This window comes from Salmonella sp. NW38 (assembly GCF_051807745.1).
In the GTDB taxonomy this organism is placed as follows: domain Bacteria; phylum Pseudomonadota; class Gammaproteobacteria; order Enterobacterales; family Enterobacteriaceae; genus Salmonella; species Salmonella enterica.
Window position 1 is genome coordinate 153,165 of record NZ_JAMMTO010000010.1, and the last position, 16,491, is coordinate 169,655.

Annotated in this window: 16 protein-coding genes; 14 read left to right on the forward strand and 2 right to left on the reverse strand. The window is 56.8% G+C overall.

From position 1 onward, the window contains the following. Positions 1–5 precede the first annotated feature (5 nt). The 6 genes from nuoI (at position 6) to nuoN (ending at position 6,320) form a co-directional block, all read left to right on the forward strand. On the forward strand, positions 6–548 hold the full coding sequence (nuoI, locus tag NA624_RS17875; RefSeq protein ID WP_000172747.1) for an NADH-quinone oxidoreductase subunit NuoI: 543 nt from the start codon (positions 6–8) through the stop codon (positions 546–548). Positions 549–558: 10 nt separating this feature from the next. After that, a complete protein-coding gene (nuoJ, locus tag NA624_RS17880) occupies positions 559–1,113 on the forward strand; it encodes an NADH-quinone oxidoreductase subunit J (RefSeq protein WP_000393522.1) in 555 nt (184 codons plus the stop codon). Then, positions 1,110–1,412, forward strand: coding sequence for an NADH-quinone oxidoreductase subunit NuoK (gene nuoK, locus NA624_RS17885; protein ID WP_000612687.1), 303 nt, complete (start codon positions 1,110–1,112; stop codon positions 1,410–1,412). Before nuoJ ends, nuoK begins: the two co-directional genes overlap by 4 nt. After that, positions 1,409–3,250, forward strand: a complete 1,842-nt coding sequence (gene nuoL, locus NA624_RS17890) for an NADH-quinone oxidoreductase subunit L (protein ID WP_001056582.1) — start codon at positions 1,409–1,411, stop codon at positions 3,248–3,250. Before nuoK ends, nuoL begins: the two co-directional genes overlap by 4 nt. 76 nt (positions 3,251–3,326) lie before the next feature. Then, positions 3,327–4,856: an NADH-quinone oxidoreductase subunit M gene (nuoM, locus tag NA624_RS17895; RefSeq protein ID WP_000926430.1), complete on the forward strand. Its 1,530-nt coding sequence runs from the start codon at positions 3,327–3,329 to the stop codon at positions 4,854–4,856. A 6-nt stretch (positions 4,857–4,862) separates the two neighbouring features. Next, on the forward strand, positions 4,863–6,320 hold the full coding sequence (nuoN, locus tag NA624_RS17900; protein ID WP_000156669.1) for an NADH-quinone oxidoreductase subunit NuoN: 1,458 nt from the start codon (positions 4,863–4,865) through the stop codon (positions 6,318–6,320). A gap of 140 nt (positions 6,321–6,460) precedes the next feature. Here nuoN and NA624_RS17905 read toward each other — a convergent pair whose 3' ends face one another. Both NA624_RS17905 and rbn read right to left on the reverse strand, forming a co-directional pair. Continuing rightward, a complete protein-coding gene (locus NA624_RS17905; protein ID WP_000368564.1) occupies positions 6,461–7,465 on the reverse strand; it encodes a chemotaxis protein in 1,005 nt (334 codons plus the stop codon). A gap of 65 nt (positions 7,466–7,530) precedes the next feature. Next, on the reverse strand, positions 7,531–8,448 hold the full coding sequence (gene rbn, locus NA624_RS17910) for a ribonuclease BN (RefSeq protein WP_000419094.1): 918 nt from the start codon (positions 8,446–8,448) through the stop codon (positions 7,531–7,533). 60 nt (positions 8,449–8,508) lie between these two features. On the opposite strand from rbn, the gene NA624_RS17915 reads away from it, so the two are divergent. From NA624_RS17915 to menE, 8 genes are all read left to right on the forward strand, one after another. Continuing rightward, a complete protein-coding gene (locus tag NA624_RS17915) occupies positions 8,509–8,970 on the forward strand; it encodes a GNAT family N-acetyltransferase (RefSeq protein WP_000568155.1) in 462 nt (153 codons plus the stop codon). 54 nt (positions 8,971–9,024) lie between these two features. Beyond that, complete coding sequence (elaB, locus tag NA624_RS17920; RefSeq protein WP_001522308.1) at positions 9,025–9,330, forward strand: stress response protein ElaB; 306 nt, start codon at positions 9,025–9,027, stop codon at positions 9,328–9,330. 101 nt (positions 9,331–9,431) lie between these two features. Continuing rightward, positions 9,432–10,727 (forward strand): isochorismate synthase MenF, encoded by a 1,296-nt coding sequence (menF, locus tag NA624_RS17925; RefSeq protein WP_000555675.1) that lies wholly within the window; start codon positions 9,432–9,434, stop codon positions 10,725–10,727. A gap of 85 nt (positions 10,728–10,812) precedes the next feature. Continuing rightward, positions 10,813–12,483, forward strand: coding sequence for a 2-succinyl-5-enolpyruvyl-6-hydroxy-3-cyclohexene-1-carboxylic-acid synthase (gene menD / locus NA624_RS17930; protein ID WP_000116398.1), 1,671 nt, complete (start codon positions 10,813–10,815; stop codon positions 12,481–12,483). Continuing rightward, positions 12,480–13,238: a 2-succinyl-6-hydroxy-2,4-cyclohexadiene-1-carboxylate synthase gene (gene menH / locus NA624_RS17935; protein ID WP_000979134.1), complete on the forward strand. Its 759-nt coding sequence runs from the start codon at positions 12,480–12,482 to the stop codon at positions 13,236–13,238. The genes menD and menH overlap by 4 nt, the downstream gene beginning before the upstream one ends. 14 nt (positions 13,239–13,252) lie before the next feature. Beyond that, complete coding sequence (menB, locus tag NA624_RS17940; RefSeq protein WP_000640013.1) at positions 13,253–14,110, forward strand: 1,4-dihydroxy-2-naphthoyl-CoA synthase; 858 nt, start codon at positions 13,253–13,255, stop codon at positions 14,108–14,110. Beyond that, complete coding sequence (gene menC / locus NA624_RS17945) at positions 14,110–15,072, forward strand: o-succinylbenzoate synthase (protein ID WP_001255555.1); 963 nt, start codon at positions 14,110–14,112, stop codon at positions 15,070–15,072. The genes menB and menC overlap by 1 nt, the downstream gene beginning before the upstream one ends. Continuing rightward, on the forward strand, positions 15,069–16,436 hold the full coding sequence (gene menE / locus NA624_RS17950; protein ID WP_000144653.1) for an o-succinylbenzoate--CoA ligase: 1,368 nt from the start codon (positions 15,069–15,071) through the stop codon (positions 16,434–16,436). The genes menC and menE overlap by 4 nt, the downstream gene beginning before the upstream one ends. The last annotated feature ends 55 nt before the right edge of the window (positions 16,437–16,491 follow it).

Sequence of the window (16,491 nt, forward strand, 5' to 3'; positions counted from 1 at the left end):
AGACCATGACCTTAAAAGAATTATTAGTAGGTTTCGGCACTCAGGTACGCAGTATCTGGATGATCGGCCTGCATGCGTTCGCCAAACGCGAAACGCGGATGTATCCGGAAGAGCCGGTCTATTTACCGCCCCGTTACCGTGGCCGTATCGTGCTCACGCGCGACCCGGACGGTGAAGAGCGCTGCGTTGCCTGTAACCTGTGTGCGGTAGCCTGTCCGGTAGGCTGTATCTCTCTGCAAAAAGCGGAGACCAAAGATGGCCGCTGGTATCCGGAGTTTTTCCGCATTAACTTCTCACGCTGCATCTTCTGCGGCCTGTGCGAAGAAGCGTGCCCGACCACGGCGATTCAGTTGACCCCGGACTTCGAACTGGGCGAATACAAACGTCAGGATCTGGTGTACGAAAAAGAGGATCTGCTGATTTCCGGTCCGGGCAAATACCCGGAATATAACTTCTACCGGATGGCGGGTATGGCAATCGACGGCAAAGATAAAGGCGAAGCAGAGAACGAAGCCAAGCCTATCGACGTCAAGAGCCTGTTACCGTAAGGAGAGGGCAATGGAATTCGCTTTTTATATCTGTGGCCTGATAGCCATCCTCGCGACCCTGCGAGTGATCACCCATACCAATCCGGTACACGCGCTGTTGTATCTGGTGATATCGCTATTGGCGATTTCCGGGGTGTTCTTTTCGCTGGGCGCTTATTTTGCCGGTGCGCTGGAAATTATCGTCTACGCAGGCGCCATCATGGTGCTGTTTGTGTTCGTGGTGATGATGCTCAACCTCGGCGGCAGCGAAATCGAACAGGAACGCCAGTGGCTGAAACCGCAGGTGTGGATTGGTCCGGCGGTTTTGTCGGCCATTATGCTGGCGGTTATTGTGTACGCCATTCTGGGCGTTAACGACCAGGGCATCGACGGCACGCCGATTAGCGCGAAAGCGGTGGGCATCACGCTGTTCGGGCCTTATGTTCTGGCGGTGGAACTGGCGTCGATGCTGCTGCTGGCAGGCCTGGTGGTGGCGTTCCATGTCGGTCGTGAAGAGCGTGCGGGTGAAGTGCTAAGCAACCGCGCCGATGACCGCGCGAAAAGAAAAACGGAGGAGCGCGCATGATCCCCTTAACACACGGACTGATCCTCGCTGCGATTTTATTCGTCCTGGGTTTAACCGGTCTGGTTATCCGCCGCAATCTGCTGTTTATGCTGATCGGGCTGGAAATCATGATTAACGCCTCCGCGCTGGCCTTTGTGGTCGCCGGGAGCTACTGGGGCCAGACCGATGGTCAGGTGATGTACATTCTCGCCATCAGCCTTGCGGCTGCGGAAGCGAGTATTGGACTTGCGCTGTTGCTGCAACTCCATCGCCGTCGCCAGAACCTGAACATCGATTCAGTAAGTGAGATGCGTGGATGAACATGCTTGCCTTAACCATTATTCTGCCATTGATTGGCTTTGTACTGCTGGCGTTCTCTCGCGGACGCTGGTCGGAAAATCTCTCCGCGACCATTGGCGTGGGCTCCGTTGGTCTGGCGGCGTTGGTGACAGCGTTTGTCGGGATGGATTTCTTCGCCAACGGCAAACAGGCGTTCAGCCAGCCGCTGTGGACGTGGATGTCGGTCGGTAACTTCAACATCGGTTTTAACCTGGTGCTGGACGGCCTGTCGCTGACCATGCTCTCTGTGGTCACCGGCGTCGGCTTCCTGATCCACATGTTCGCGTCCTGGTACATGCGTGGAGAAGAGGGTTACTCCCGCTTCTTCGCTTATACCAACCTGTTTATCGCCAGCATGGTTGTTCTGGTGCTGTCCGATAACCTGCTGTTGATGTACCTCGGCTGGGAAGGCGTGGGCCTGTGCTCTTATCTGTTGATCGGCTTCTATTACAGCGATCCGAAGAATGGCGCAGCGGCAATGAAAGCCTTCGTGGTGACCCGTGTCGGTGACGTATTCCTCGCCTTCGCGCTGTTCATCCTCTACAACGAACTGGGCACGCTGAACTTCCGCGAAATGGTCGAGCTGGCGCCAGCGCACTTTGCTGACGGCAACAACATGCTGATGTGGGCGACGCTGATGCTGCTGGGCGGCGCGGTCGGTAAATCTGCGCAGCTTCCGTTGCAGACCTGGCTTGCCGACGCGATGGCCGGCCCGACGCCGGTCTCCGCGCTGATCCACGCCGCTACCATGGTGACCGCCGGTGTCTACCTGATCGCTCGTACCCATGGTTTGTTCCTGATGACCCCGGAGATTCTGCATCTGGTGGGCATTATCGGGGCGATTACGTTGGTCATGGCGGGTTTCGCCGCGCTGGTGCAGACCGACATCAAACGCGTGCTGGCCTATTCCACCATGAGCCAGATTGGCTACATGTTCCTGGCGCTGGGCGTACAGGCGTGGGATGCGGCAATTTTCCACCTGATGACGCACGCCTTCTTTAAAGCGCTGCTGTTCCTGGCGTCCGGCTCGGTAATTCTGGCCTGCCATCACGAACAGAACATCTTTAAGATGGGCGGTCTGCGTAAGTCGATTCCACTGGTGTATGCCTGCTTCCTGGTGGGGGGCGCGGCGTTGTCGGCGCTGCCGCTGGTCACTGCGGGCTTCTTCAGTAAGGATGAGATCCTGGCTGGCGCGATGGCGAACGGTCATATCAATCTGATGGTGGCGGGTCTGGTCGGCGCGTTCATGACCTCCCTGTACACCTTCCGGATGATTTTCATCGTCTTCCACGGTAAAGAACAAATTCACGCTCATGCAGGGAAGGGGATTACCCACCATCTGCCGCTGATTGTCCTGATGATTCTGTCTACCTTTGTTGGCGCGCTGATTGTGCCGCCATTGCAGGGGGTGCTGCCGCAGACAACTGAACTGGCGCATGGTCGCGTCATGACGCTGGAAATTACCTCTGGCGTAGTGGCGATTGCCGGCATCCTGATTGCCGCATGGCTGTGGCTGGGTAAACGCACGCTGGTGACGTCGATCGCCAACAGCGCGCCGGGCCGTCTGCTGGGGACCTGGTGGTATAACGCCTGGGGCTTTGACTGGCTGTACGACAAAGTATTCGTCAAGCCATTCCTCGGTATCGCCTGGCTGCTGAAGCGCGACCCGCTTAATGCGTTGATGAACATTCCGGCTATCCTTTCCCGTTTTGCAGGCAAAGGCCTGGTACTGAGCGAGAACGGTTATTTGCGCTGGTATGTGGCATCCATGAGCATCGGCGCGGTTGTGGTGCTGGCGCTGCTGATGGTACTGCGTTGATCGTAAAGTGAATTTTATCCAAATTCGTTGAAAATCAGGCCTCTGTCAGAGGCCTTAAAAAGGAATAAAAATCGCCATGTTACTACCCTGGCTAATATTGATTCCCTTTATCGGCGGCTTTCTGTGCTGGCAGACCGAACGCTTTGGCGTGAAGGTGCCGCGCTGGATAGCGCTGATTACCATGGGGCTGACGCTGGCGCTCGGTCTGCAATTGTGGTTGCAGGGCGGCTACTCACTGACGCAATCCGCCGGTATTCCACAGTGGCAATCTGAATTTGTCCTGCCGTGGATCCCGCGTTTTGGCATCTCTATCCATCTGGCGCTCGACGGACTGTCGCTGCTAATGGTGGTGCTGACCGGCCTGCTCGGCGTTCTGGCGGTGCTTTGCTCCTGGCGAGAAATCGAAAAATATCAGGGCTTCTTCCACCTGAACCTGATGTGGATCTTAGGCGGCGTTATCGGCGTGTTCCTGGCTATCGACATGTTCCTGTTCTTCTTCTTCTGGGAAATGATGCTGGTGCCGATGTACTTCCTGATAGCGTTGTGGGGCCACAAAGCTTCTGACGGGAAAACGCGTATCACGGCGGCGACCAAGTTCTTCATCTACACCCAGGCGAGTGGTCTGGTGATGCTGATTGCCATCCTGGCGCTGGTCTTTGTGCACTACAACGCGACCGGCGTGTGGACTTTCAACTATGAAGAGCTGCTGAACACGCCGATGTCCCACGGTGTGGAATATCTGCTGATGCTGGGCTTCTTCATCGCCTTCGCGGTGAAAATGCCGGTGGTGCCGCTGCATGGCTGGCTGCCAGATGCGCACTCCCAGGCGCCGACCGCCGGTTCCGTCGACCTGGCCGGTATCTTGCTGAAAACCGCCGCTTACGGTCTGCTGCGTTTCTCCCTGCCATTGTTCCCGAACGCGTCGGCGGAGTTTGCGCCGATCGCCATGTGGCTGGGCGTTATCGGCATTTTCTACGGCGCGTGGATGGCCTTTACCCAATACGACATCAAGCGCCTGATTGCCTATACCTCCGTTTCGCATATGGGCTTCGTGCTGATCGCTATCTACACCGGCAGCCAACTGGCGTACCAGGGCGCGGTGATTCAGATGATTGCGCACGGTTTGTCCGCAGCCGGTCTGTTCATTCTGTGTGGCCAGTTGTACGAACGTCTGCATACGCGTGACATGCGTATGATGGGCGGCCTGTGGGGCAAGATGAAGTGGTTGCCTGCGCTCTCCATGTTCTTTGCGGTGGCGACGCTCGGGATGCCGGGCACCGGTAACTTTGTCGGCGAATTTATGATTCTGTTCGGCAGCTACCAGGTGGTGCCGGTGATTACCGTTATCTCCACCTTTGGGTTGGTATTCGCCTCTGTATACTCGCTGGCGATGCTGCATCGCGCTTACTTTGGTAAAGCGAAGAGCCAGATTGCCAGCCAGGAACTGCCAGGGATGTCGCTGCGCGAGCTGTTTATCATTCTGTTGCTGGTGGTGCTTCTGGTACTGCTTGGCTTCTATCCGCAGCCGATTCTGGATACCTCGCATTCTGCGATGAGCAACATCCAGCAGTGGTTTGTTAATTCTGTTACTACTACAAGGCCGTAAATCGCCATGACAATAACTCCACAACACCTGATTGCGCTGCTACCGCTGCTGATCGTCGGCTTGACGGTGGTGGTTGTGATGCTCTCCATTGCGTGGCGACGCAATCACTTCCTCAATGCCACGCTGTCGGTCATTGGGCTTAACGCTGCTCTGGTTTCGCTTTGGTTTGTCGGCCAGGCCGGGGCAATGGACGTCACGCCGCTGATGCGCGTTGACGGCTTTGCGATGCTCTACACCGGGCTGGTGCTGCTGGCGAGCCTCGCCACCTGTACCTTTGCCTACCCGTGGCTGGAAGGCTATAACGATAACCAGGAAGAGTTCTACCTGCTGGTGTTAATCGCCAGCCTGGGGGGAATTCTGCTGGCGAACGCTAACCATCTGGCGGCGCTGTTCCTTGGTATTGAACTGATCTCGCTGCCGCTGTTCGGCCTGATTGGTTATGCTTTCCGCCAGAAACGCTCGCTGGAAGCCAGTATCAAATACACCATCCTCTCCGCCGCCGCCTCGTCTTTCCTGCTGTTCGGGATGGCGCTGGTCTATGCGCAGTCCGGCAACCTGTCTTTCGAAGCGCTCGGTAAGAGCCTCGGCGATGGTATGCTGCACGAGCCGTTGCTGCTGGCGGGCTTTGGCCTGATGATTGTCGGTCTGGGCTTTAAACTCTCTCTGGTGCCGTTCCACCTGTGGACGCCAGACGTATACCAGGGCGCGCCTGCGCCGGTTTCCACCTTCCTGGCGACGGCGAGCAAAATCGCTATCTTCGGCGTGGTGATGCGTCTGTTCCTCTATGCGCCGGTAGGCGACAGCGAAGCGGTACGCGTGGTGCTGGGCATTATCGCCTTTGCCTCTATCATCTTTGGTAACCTGATGGCGCTGAGCCAGACCAACATCAAACGTCTGCTCGGTTACTCTTCTATCTCTCACCTCGGCTACTTGCTGGTGGCGCTGATTGCCCTGCAGAGCGGCGAGATGTCGATGGAAGCGGTTGGCGTTTACCTGGCCGGTTATCTGTTCAGCAGCCTCGGCGCGTTTGGCGTGGTCAGCCTGATGTCCAGCCCGTTCCGCGGCCCGGATGCCGATTCCCTGTACTCTTACCGTGGTCTGTTCTGGCACCGTCCGGTTCTTGCCGCAGTGATGACGGTGATGATGCTGTCGCTGGCAGGTATCCCGATGACGCTGGGCTTTATCGGCAAATTCTACGTGCTGGCGGTCGGCGTTCAGGCCAGTCTGTGGTGGCTGGTCGCCGCCGTGGTGGTGGGTTCCGCGATTGGTTTGTACTACTACCTGCGCGTTGCGGTGAGTCTCTACCTGCACGCGCCGCAGCAACCGGGACGCGACGCGCCGACAAACTGGCAGTACAGCGCGGGTGGGATCGTGGTGCTGATCTCCGCGTTGCTGGTGTTGGTACTGGGCGTCTGGCCGCAGCCGCTGATTAGCCTTGTGCAGTTAGCGACGCCGTTGATGTAAACAATAAGTAAAAACGAAAAACCCGCTTCACGAAGCGGGTTTTTTATTATCTGATGTAATACGTTGAAATAACTATGGATTGTAGGCCGGATAAGGCGCTTGCGCCGCCATCCGGCAGGTAAGGTCTCAGCGACCGGAATTTAACTTAGCAACTGCCGGCTTACCAACGGGCCGCTGACGTTTTGCGCCGCGCGCTCCATCACTTCCTGTATCACTGAAGAGAGTTCATTGATTTCAAATTTGGCGACGTAGCCGTCGGCCTTTACCTTACGCACATGATCTTCGTTGGCGCTGCCGGAAAGGGAAGAGTGAATAACGACCGGGATCTTTTTCAGCCGTTCATCGGTTTTAATTTTACGCGTTAACGTAAAGCCATCCATCTCCGGCATCTCAAGATCTGTCAGGACCAGCGCGATTTTCTCGCTAATTGGCTTACCTTCGGCCTCCGCTTCCTGCGCCAGTTGCTGGATTCTCTCCCATGCATCCTTGCCGGTCACATGCATCTGATGCGGAATTCCCATTGCGTTCAGCCCTTTTTCCAGCATCGCGCGGGCGACTTTGGAGTCTTCCGCCACAATGGCTACCGCGCCTGGGGTAATATAAAATTTATTGGTCTTCAGATTGGTGGCGCGCAGATCGTGGCTGGAGGGGACAATATCATAAAGGATCTGCTCAACGTCGAGCACCAGCGCCAGGTTGTTGGTTTCTTTGTTGTCATCCAGGCAGGCAATACTGGTGATGTAGCGACCGTTGACGGCTTTCTCGGCGGTATGCACCTGCTGCCAGTCAAGACGCATAATATTTTCTACCGACTCGACGGCAAATGCCTGTACGCTGCGCGCATATTCGGTGATCAGCAAAATATTCAGCCCGGTTTCCGGCTTGCAGCCCGCTACCGCTGGCAAATCAATCACCGGAATGACCTGATCCCGAATATTGACCATGCCCAATAGCGGCGCTTTCATGCCTGCCGGGCGCGTAAAGGCGGGCATCGGTACGATTTCGCGCAGCTTAAATACATTGATGCCGAACAGCTCTGACTTCTGTTCATGCAGCGATGTACCAAGACGGAATAACAGCAGCTCAAAACGGTTTGACAGGGTTAAATTCGCCCTGTCATCAATATCTTTCTGAAAATTGTCCATCCTCACCTCATTATGAAAGCCTGCCTTTTTTAGTGTTATCGGCAATGAGGACAAAAAATGGAGCGCTAAACCGGGAAAACAGAAAAATCGTAAGCCAGTTCCGTCGCCGGGAAAATAGCGCGGCATTCCGCCAGTAAGCGCTGACAGCCTTTATCGTCATAGCGTGAGCTAATATGGGTCATGATCAGCCGACCGACGTCAGCTTCCCGCGCCAGCGTCGCGGTTTGACGGGTGGAGCTGTGTCCGCGAGCGTTGGCTTTCTCCTCCATTGACGCATCCAGCGTGGTTTCATGTACCATCACATCCACGCCTTGCGCCAGCGCGAGGGCGGCCTCGCAGGGCGCGGTATCGCCGAAAATCGCCACTGATTTCCCGGCCACGGCGGGAGCAAGGTAGTCGGCGCCATTGATCTGCCTTCCATCGGCAAGCGTGACGGTTTTTCCTGCCTTCAACGCCTGAAACAGCGGGCCGGGCGTAACGCCTGCGGCTTTTAACGCCCTGGCATTCAGCGCGCCAGGCTTGTCATGTTCAACAACGCGATATCCGTAGCACTCCAGTGGATGCTCCAGCCTGAACGCGGTCACTTTACGCAGACCGTCGTCAAGAATATCGCCTGCGCTAATTTCTTCAATTTGCAACGGAAAATCGGTCCATGAACCGCTAAGGCGCAGTGTGGTTGCAATAAACTCACGCACGCCTTGAGGCCCGTATACGGTTAGCGGATGGGGATTCCCCGCCATCGACCGGCTGCATAGCAGACCCGGCAGGCCAAACAGATGATCTCCGTGAAGATGGCTGATAAAAATGCGCTCAAGCTTACCGGGATGAAACGCGGTATTAAGCATTTGATGCTGTGTCCCTTCGCCGCAATCAAAAAGCCATACTCCCGGCTGCGTTGGATGTTGCAGATGTAATAAAATTGCCGTTACATTGCGTGAGCGCGTGGGAACGCCTGCGGACGTACCTAAAAAAATTAATTCCATCTTGTCCATACACGTTTGGTTATCGTTTAACCCAAGATTACCACAACACAGGAGCGCATCATGATTGACTGGCAGGATCTCCACCATAGCGAACTTACCGTTCCTCAACTTTACGCGTTACTCAAATTGCGCTGCGCGGTCTTTGTGGTAGAACAGCGCTGTCCTTACCTGGATGTGGATGGCGATGATTTAGTCGGCGACAATCGGCATATTCTGGGCTGGCATCAGGATGAGCTGGTGGCGTATGCGAGGATTCTGAAAAGCGATAACGAATCAGACCCGGTTGTTATTGGCCGGGTGATCGTCAGCGATGCCTGGCGAGGGGCGAAACTGGGCCAGCAATTAATGGCGAAAACGCTGGAATCTTGTGGGCGGCACTGGCCGGATAAGCCGCTATATCTGGGGGCGCAGGCGCATCTGCAACCTTTTTATGCGCGGTTTGGTTTTATTCCGGTCACCGATGTTTATGACGAAGATGGCATTCCGCACCGGGGAATGGCGCGGGAGGTTCATCAGGCATAAACCGAAACCGTTGACTATAGTTAGGAGCAGGTGTTAACACAACGGAGAATGAGAATGTCATATCAATTTGGTGAATCACGTGTTGATGATGATCTGACTTTGCTCAGCGAAACGCTGGAAGAGGTTTTACGTTCCTCAGGCGATCCCGCCGATCAAAAATACATTGAGCTGAAAGCCCGCGCGGAACAAGCGCTGGAAGAGGTGAAAAACCGCGTAAGCCACGCGTCGGATAGCTATTATTACCGGGCAAAGCAGGCCGTTTATAAAGCGGATGACTACGTTCATGAAAAACCCTGGCAGGGTATTGGCGTAGGCGCGGCGGTAGGACTGGTACTTGGACTGCTGCTGGCGCGGCGCTAAATCCCTCCCACTGAACAGAATTGCAACCCTCCCTAAATGAGGTACTGCTTTTTTAGGGCAGTACCCCGTATAATGTGGGGTTTTTAACAGGGAGGGTCCGCGTGCATTCTATTACTACTGCGCTGGAAAATCTGACGCGTCAGCTATCGCAAGAGATACCGGCGACGCCAGGGCTTTGCGTTTTCGATGCGCCTTTCCCTTTAAACGATGCCTTCGATGCATTGAGCTGGCTGGCCAGCCAGTCATCCTTTCCGCAATTCTACTGGCAACAGCGCAATGGCGACGAAGAAGCTGCCGTTCTCGGGGCAATCACCGTTTTTTCATCGCTCGATCTGGCGCAACGGTTTTTACGTCAGCACGCGCAGCCTGACCTGCGTATTTGGGGGCTGAATGCGTTCGAGCCGAAAGAGGGCTACTTATTGCTGCCGCGGCTGGAGTGGCGACGTAGCGGTGGTACGGCGACCTTACGCTTACATCTGCACAGTGACGTTTCGCTACGCGATGATGCGCGCCAGGCGAAAGCGTTTCTCGCTTCTCTGGTCGGTATTAAGCCTGTTCCGGCGCTGCGCCTTTCGCTCACGAGCGAACAGCACTGGCCGGACAAAGACGGTTGGGTGAAGCTGATTCAGCAGGCCACCCACACCATTGCGCAAGAGGCGTTTGATAAAGTTGTGCTGGCGCGGGCCACCGACTTACAATTCTCCCGTCCGGTCAATGCCGCCGCGATGATGGCGTCCAGTCGTCGTTTAAATCTCAACTGCTACCACTTTTTTATGGCCTTTTCCGCCGATACCGCCTTTCTGGGATCATCGCCGGAGCGGCTCTGGCGGCGGCGTGAAACGGCGCTACGTACCGAAGCGCTGGCTGGGACGGTGGCGAACCATCCGGATAACCATAAAGCCTGGCAGCTTGGCGAATGGTTAATGAAAGACGATAAAAACCAGCGAGAAAATATGCTGGTTGTCGAAGACATCTGCCAGCGACTGCAAAACTGCACCCACTCGCTGGATGTGCTGCCGCCGCAGGTGCTCAGACTGCGCAAGGTACAGCATTTGCGCCGCTGTATCTGGACGGCGCTTAATCAGGCGGACGACACGCTCTGCCTGCACCAGTTACAGCCTACCGCAGCGGTCGCGGGGATCCCTCGTGAACCCGCGCGTTGTTTTATAGAACAACATGAGCCGTTCGAACGTGAATGGTATGCCGGGTCGGCAGGCTATCTCTCCACGCGGCAAAGTGAGTTTTGCGTGACGTTACGTTCAGCCAAAGTGACGGCCAATGTGGTGCGATTGTATGCCGGCGCGGGAATCGTCCGCGGCTCCGATCCGGAACAGGAATGGCAGGAAATAGATAATAAAGCGGCCGGGTTACGTACCTTATTGCAGATGGATGTGTAATGAGTCACATATTCCCGACCCATATCAATAATCCATTTTTGCAGCTCTTTATACTTAGTCCCAATGATTGATACCGGACAAACTCATGTCAGTAAGTGCATTTAACCGGCGCTGGGCGGCGGTCATCCTGGAAGCCTTAACCCGTCATGGCGTCAGGCATGTTTGTATCGCCCCTGGTTCCCGTTCCACGCCGCTCACGTTGGCGGCGGCAGAGAATCCTGCTTTTATTCACCATACGCACTTTGATGAGCGTGGGCTTGGTCATCTGGCGTTAGGGCTGGCGAAAGTCAGCCAACAGCCTGTTGCCGTTATTGTCACTTCAGGTACCGCCGTGGCGAACCTCTATCCGGCCTTGATTGAGGCGGGGCTGACGGGCGAGAAGCTTATTTTACTTACCGCCGATCGCCCGCCGGAGCTGATTGACTGCGGCGCCAACCAGGCGATCCGTCAGGCGGGGATGTTTTCCTCGCACCCCTCCCAAACTCTGTCGTTGCCGCGTCCCACGCAGGATATTCCGGCGCGCTGGCTGGTGTCGACCATCGATAATGCGCTCGCCATGCTTCATGCGGGCGCTCTGCACATTAACTGTCCTTTTGCCGAACCGCTGTATGGCGATATGAATGACACCGGCCTGGTCTGGCAGCAGCGTCTCGGCGACTGGTGGCAGGATGAAAAACCCTGGCTGCGCGAAGCGCGTCGACTGGCAAGCGACAAACAGCGCGACTGGTTCTTCTGGCGACAAAAACGCGGCGTCGTCGTCGCCGGGCGTATGAGCGCGGAAGAAGGCAAAAAAGTGGCGCAGTGGGCGCAAACTCTGGGATGGCCATTAATTGGCGACGTATTGTCGCAAACCGGGCAGCCGCTGCCGTGCGCCGACCTGTGGCTCGGCAACGCCAAAGCGGTGACCGAACTGCAGCAGGCGCAAATTGTCGTCCAGCTTGGCAGTAGCCTTACCGGAAAACGCTTACTGCAATGGCAGGCAACCTGCGAGCCGGAAGAGTATTGGGTAATCGACAATATTGAAGGTCGTCTGGACCCGGCGCACCATCGTGGACGCAGACTGATAGCGAAAATCGCCGACTGGCTGGAGATGCATCCGGCGGAAAAACGTAAACCGTGGTGTGTAGAGATCCCGCGTCTGGCGGAACTGGCGTGGCAACGGGTGGTCGCGCAGCGAGACACCTTTGGCGAAGCACAGCTGGCGCACCGTATCCGCGACTATCTGCCGGAGCAGGGGCAATTGTTCGTGGGCAATAGTCTGGTGGTGCGTCTGATCGACGCGCTGTCGCAGTTGCCGGCTGGCTATCCGGTATACAGCAATCGCGGGGCGAGCGGCATTGACGGCCTGCTTTCCACAGCGGCGGGCGTGCAGCGCGCCAGCGCCAAATCGACGCTGGCTATCGTCGGCGATTTATCCGCGCTGTACGATCTTAACGCGCTGGCGTTACTACGTCAGGTATCCGCGCCGTTTGTGTTGATTGTGGTCAACAATAACGGCGGGCAGATCTTTTCCCTGCTGCCGACGCCGCAAAGCAAACGTGAGCGCTTTTATTTGATGCCGCAAAACGTCCATTTTGACCATGCGGCCGCCATGTTTAACCTGCGCTATCATCGCCCGGAAAACTGGGAAGAACTGGAGTCTGCGCTGGCTGGCGCGTGGCGAACCCCGGCGACGACGGTGATTGAGCTGGTGGTAAACGATACGGACGGCGCGCAGACGTTGCAGCAACTTTTGGCTCAGGTAAGCCATCTATGATGTTGCACGCGCAGCACATGCCCGGACAGCCTGGGGCGCCCTCGCTGGTTTTCCTGCACGGTTTTTCTGGCGATTGCCGTGAATGGCAGCCGGTTGGCGAACAGTTTCACGGCTGTTCGCGGCTCTATATTGACTTACCGGGACATGGCGGATCTGCGGCTATTCCGGTCGGCGGATTTGCCGATGTCATCAGATTACTGCGCGCTACGTTAATTAGTTACAACATACTAAAGTTCTGGTTGGTGGGATACTCTCTTGGAGGCCGGGTGGCGATGATGGCAGCCTGCCAGGGAATACCAGGCCTGTGCGGCCTGGTGGTCGAAGGCGGTCATCCGGGGCTGCAAAATGAACAGGCGCGCGCTGAAAGACGATTGTCCGACGGGCGCTGGGCAGAGCGTTTTCGTCGTGAACCCCTGACTGAGGTTTTTCACGACTGGTATCAGCAGCCGGTGTTCGCCTCGCTGACGGCGCAGCAAAGGCAGGCGCTGACGGCGCTGCGTAGCCAGAATAACGGCGAAACGCTGGCTGCGATGCTGGAGGCGACATCGCTTGCCGCCCAGCCGGATTTACGCGAGGCGCTCAACGCGCTGGCATTTCCGTTTTATTATTTATGTGGCGAACGCGACAGCAAATTCCGCGCCCTGGCGCAGGAAGTGGCGGCGACATGCCATGTTATTCGTAACGCCGGACACAACGCGCATCGGGAAAACCCCGCTGGCGTGGTAGACAGTCTGGCTCAGATTCTGCGTCTCTGACTAAAGGACACACTATGATCTATCCTGATGAAACAATGCTTTACGCACCGGTAGAATGGCACGACTGCTCGGAGGGTTACACCGACATTCGTTATGAAAAATCCACCGACGGTATTGCAAAAATCACTATTAATCGTCCGCAGGTGCGCAATGCATTTCGTCCGTTGACCGTCAAAGAGATGATTCAGGCGCTGGCGGATGCCCGTTACGACGACAACGTGGGCGTGATTATTCTGACCGGCGAAGGCGATAAAGCGTTTTGCGCGGGCGGCGACCAGAAGGTGCGCGGCGATTACGGCGGTTATCAGGATGACTCCGGCGTGCATCACCTGAACGTGCTGGATTTCCAGCGCCAGATTCGCACCTGTCCAAAACCGGTTGTCGCGATGGTCGCGGGGTATTCCATCGGCGGTGGTCATGTGCTGCACATGATGTGCGACCTGACCATCGCGGCGGAAAACGCCATCTTCGGCCAGACCGGTCCGAAAGTCGGCTCCTTTGACGGCGGCTGGGGCGCTTCATATATGGCGCGTATCGTTGGTCAGAAGAAAGCGCGTGAAATCTGGTTCCTGTGCCGCCAGTACGATGCGCAACAGGCGCTGGATATGGGCCTGGTCAACACCGTGGTTCCGCTGGCGGATCTGGAAAAAGAGACCGTGCGCTGGTGCCGCGAAATGTTGCAAAACAGTCCGATGGCGCTGCGTTGCCTGAAAGCGGCGCTGAATGCCGATTGTGACGGTCAGGCGGGTCTACAGGAGCTGGCGGGCAACGCTACCATGCTGTTCTACATGACCGAAGAAGGGCAGGAAGGCCGTAACGCCTTTAACCAGAAGCGTCAGCCTGACTTCAGCAAATTCAAACGGAACCCATAATGCGTAGCGCGCAGGTATACCGCTGGCAGATCCCCATGGACGCGGGGGTGGTTCTGCGCGACAGGCGGTTAAAAACTCGCGACGGGCTGTATGTTTGTCTGCGTGACGGCGAGCGTGAAGGGTGGGGAGAGATCTCTCCGCTGCCGGGGTTCAGTCAGGAAACGTGGGAAGAGGCGCAGACGGCGCTCCTGACATGGGTGAACGACTGGCTTCAGGGGAGCGAGGGATTACCGGAGATGCCTTCGGTCGCGTTTGGTGCAAGCTGCGCGCTGGCGGAACTGACTGGCGTCTTGCCGGAGGCGGCGGACTATCGCGCCGCGCCGTTATGCACTGGCGATCCTGACGATTTGGTGCTGCGGCTTGCCGATATGCCCGGTGAGAAAATCGCTAAGGTCAAAGTGGGTCTCTATGAAGCGGTACGTGACGGCATGGTGGTTAATTTGCTGCTGGAGGCGATCCCGGATCTGCATCTGCGTCTGGATGCGAATCGCGCCTGGACGCCGCTAAAAGCCCAACAGTTCGCAAAGTATGTTAATCCGGACTACCGCGCTCGTATCGCCTTTCTCGAAGAACCGTGTAAGGCGCGGGATGATTCCCGCGCCTTTGCCCGTGAAACCGGTATCGCGATTGCCTGGGACGAAAGTCTGCGCGAAGCGGATTTCACCTTTGAAGCCGAAGAGGGCGTCAAGGCTGTGGTTATCAAACCTACGCTGACCGGATCGCTTGATAAAGTGCGTGAGCAAGTCGCCGCCGCCCATGCGTTGGGACTGACGGCGGTCATCAGCTCTTCGATCGAGTCCAGCCTCGGCCTGACGCAACTGGCGCGGATTGCCGCCTGGTTGACGCCGGGAACGCTGCCTGGACTGGATACCTTACATCTGATGCAGGCGCAACAGGTTCGCCCCTGGCCCGGTAGCGCGTTGCCTTGTCTGAAGCGTGATGAGCTGGAACGACTGTTATGACATTCACGGACTGGCCGTGGCGCCACTGGCGTCAGGTTCGCAGTCAGGCGCCCGCTCTGCGCCTGAACGATGAAGTGCTAAGCTGGCGCGCCCTCTGTGAGCGTATTGATGCGCTGGCGGATGGGTTTGCCGCGCAGGGCGTACGGGAGGGCGACGGTGTCCTGCTGCGCGCCGGGAATCAGCCGCGCACTCTGTTGGCATGGCTTGCGCTGATGCAGTGCGGCGCGCGGGTTCTGCCCGTCAACCCGCAGTTGCCCCAGACGTTGCTGGAGGCGCTGTTACCGGAGTTAACGCTGCGTTTTGCGCTGACACTGGAAGGCGAAAACGTATTTTCCGGGTTAACCGCGTTGCAGATACAAAAGAGTACAGCGGCGTATGCCGTGGCCTGGCAACCGCAGCGTCTGGTTTCTATGACGCTGACATCGGGTTCCACAGGATTGCCAAAAGCGGCTGTACATACGTGCCAGGCGCATCTTGCCAGCGCGCAGGGGGTGCTTTCGCTAATGCCGTTTGGCCCTCAGGATGACTGGCTGCTATCGCTGCCGCTGTTTCATGTATCCGGGCAGGGTATTATGTGGCGTTGGCTCTTCGCCGGGGCGCGCATGACGGTACGCGATAAGCAACCGCTGGAGCAGATGCTGGCAGGGTGTACTCATGCTTCGCTGGTGCCGACGCAGCTATGGCGGTTGCTGGCGAATCGGGCGGCGGTGACGCTAAAAGCCGTTTTGCTCGGCGGCGCGGTGATTCCGGTTGAACTCACCGACCAGGCCAGCAAACAAGGGATTCGCTGCTGGTGCGGGTATGGGCTCACGGAGTTCGCGTCTACGGTATGCGCCAAAGAGGCCGATGGTTCGGATGATGTGGGCGCGCCGCTCCCCGGCAGAGAGATCAGAATCGTCGATAATGAAGTCTGGCTGCGTGCCGCCAGTATGGCAGAAGGTTACTGGCGTGATGGCAAGCTGATCCCGCTGGTTAATGACGAGGGCTGGTTTGCCACGCGCGATCGCGGCGAGCTGAACCACGGCAGGCTAACCATCGCCGGGCGGCTGGACAACCTGTTCTTTAGCGGCGGCGAAGGCATTCAGCCGGAGGAAGTCGAACGCGTTATTAACGCGCATCCGCTGGTGCAACAAGCCTTCGTCGTGCCGGTAGAAGATAAAGAGTTTGGTCATCGTCCCGTTGCGGTTGTGGAGTATGCATCGCAGGCCGGAGACGTGAACCTCGCTGAATGGGTCCGTGATAAGCTGGCGCGTTTTCAGCAGCCGGTTCGCTGGCTAACGCTGCCGTCAGAACTGAAAAACGGAGGGATTAAAATATCTCGCCGTGCGCTCCAGCAGTGGGTGTGTGAGAGCTGTAAAAATTAATGTTAGGTTAATATACAACCATTCCATCGCTATTGCCGTTTTGTTTATCCGTTGA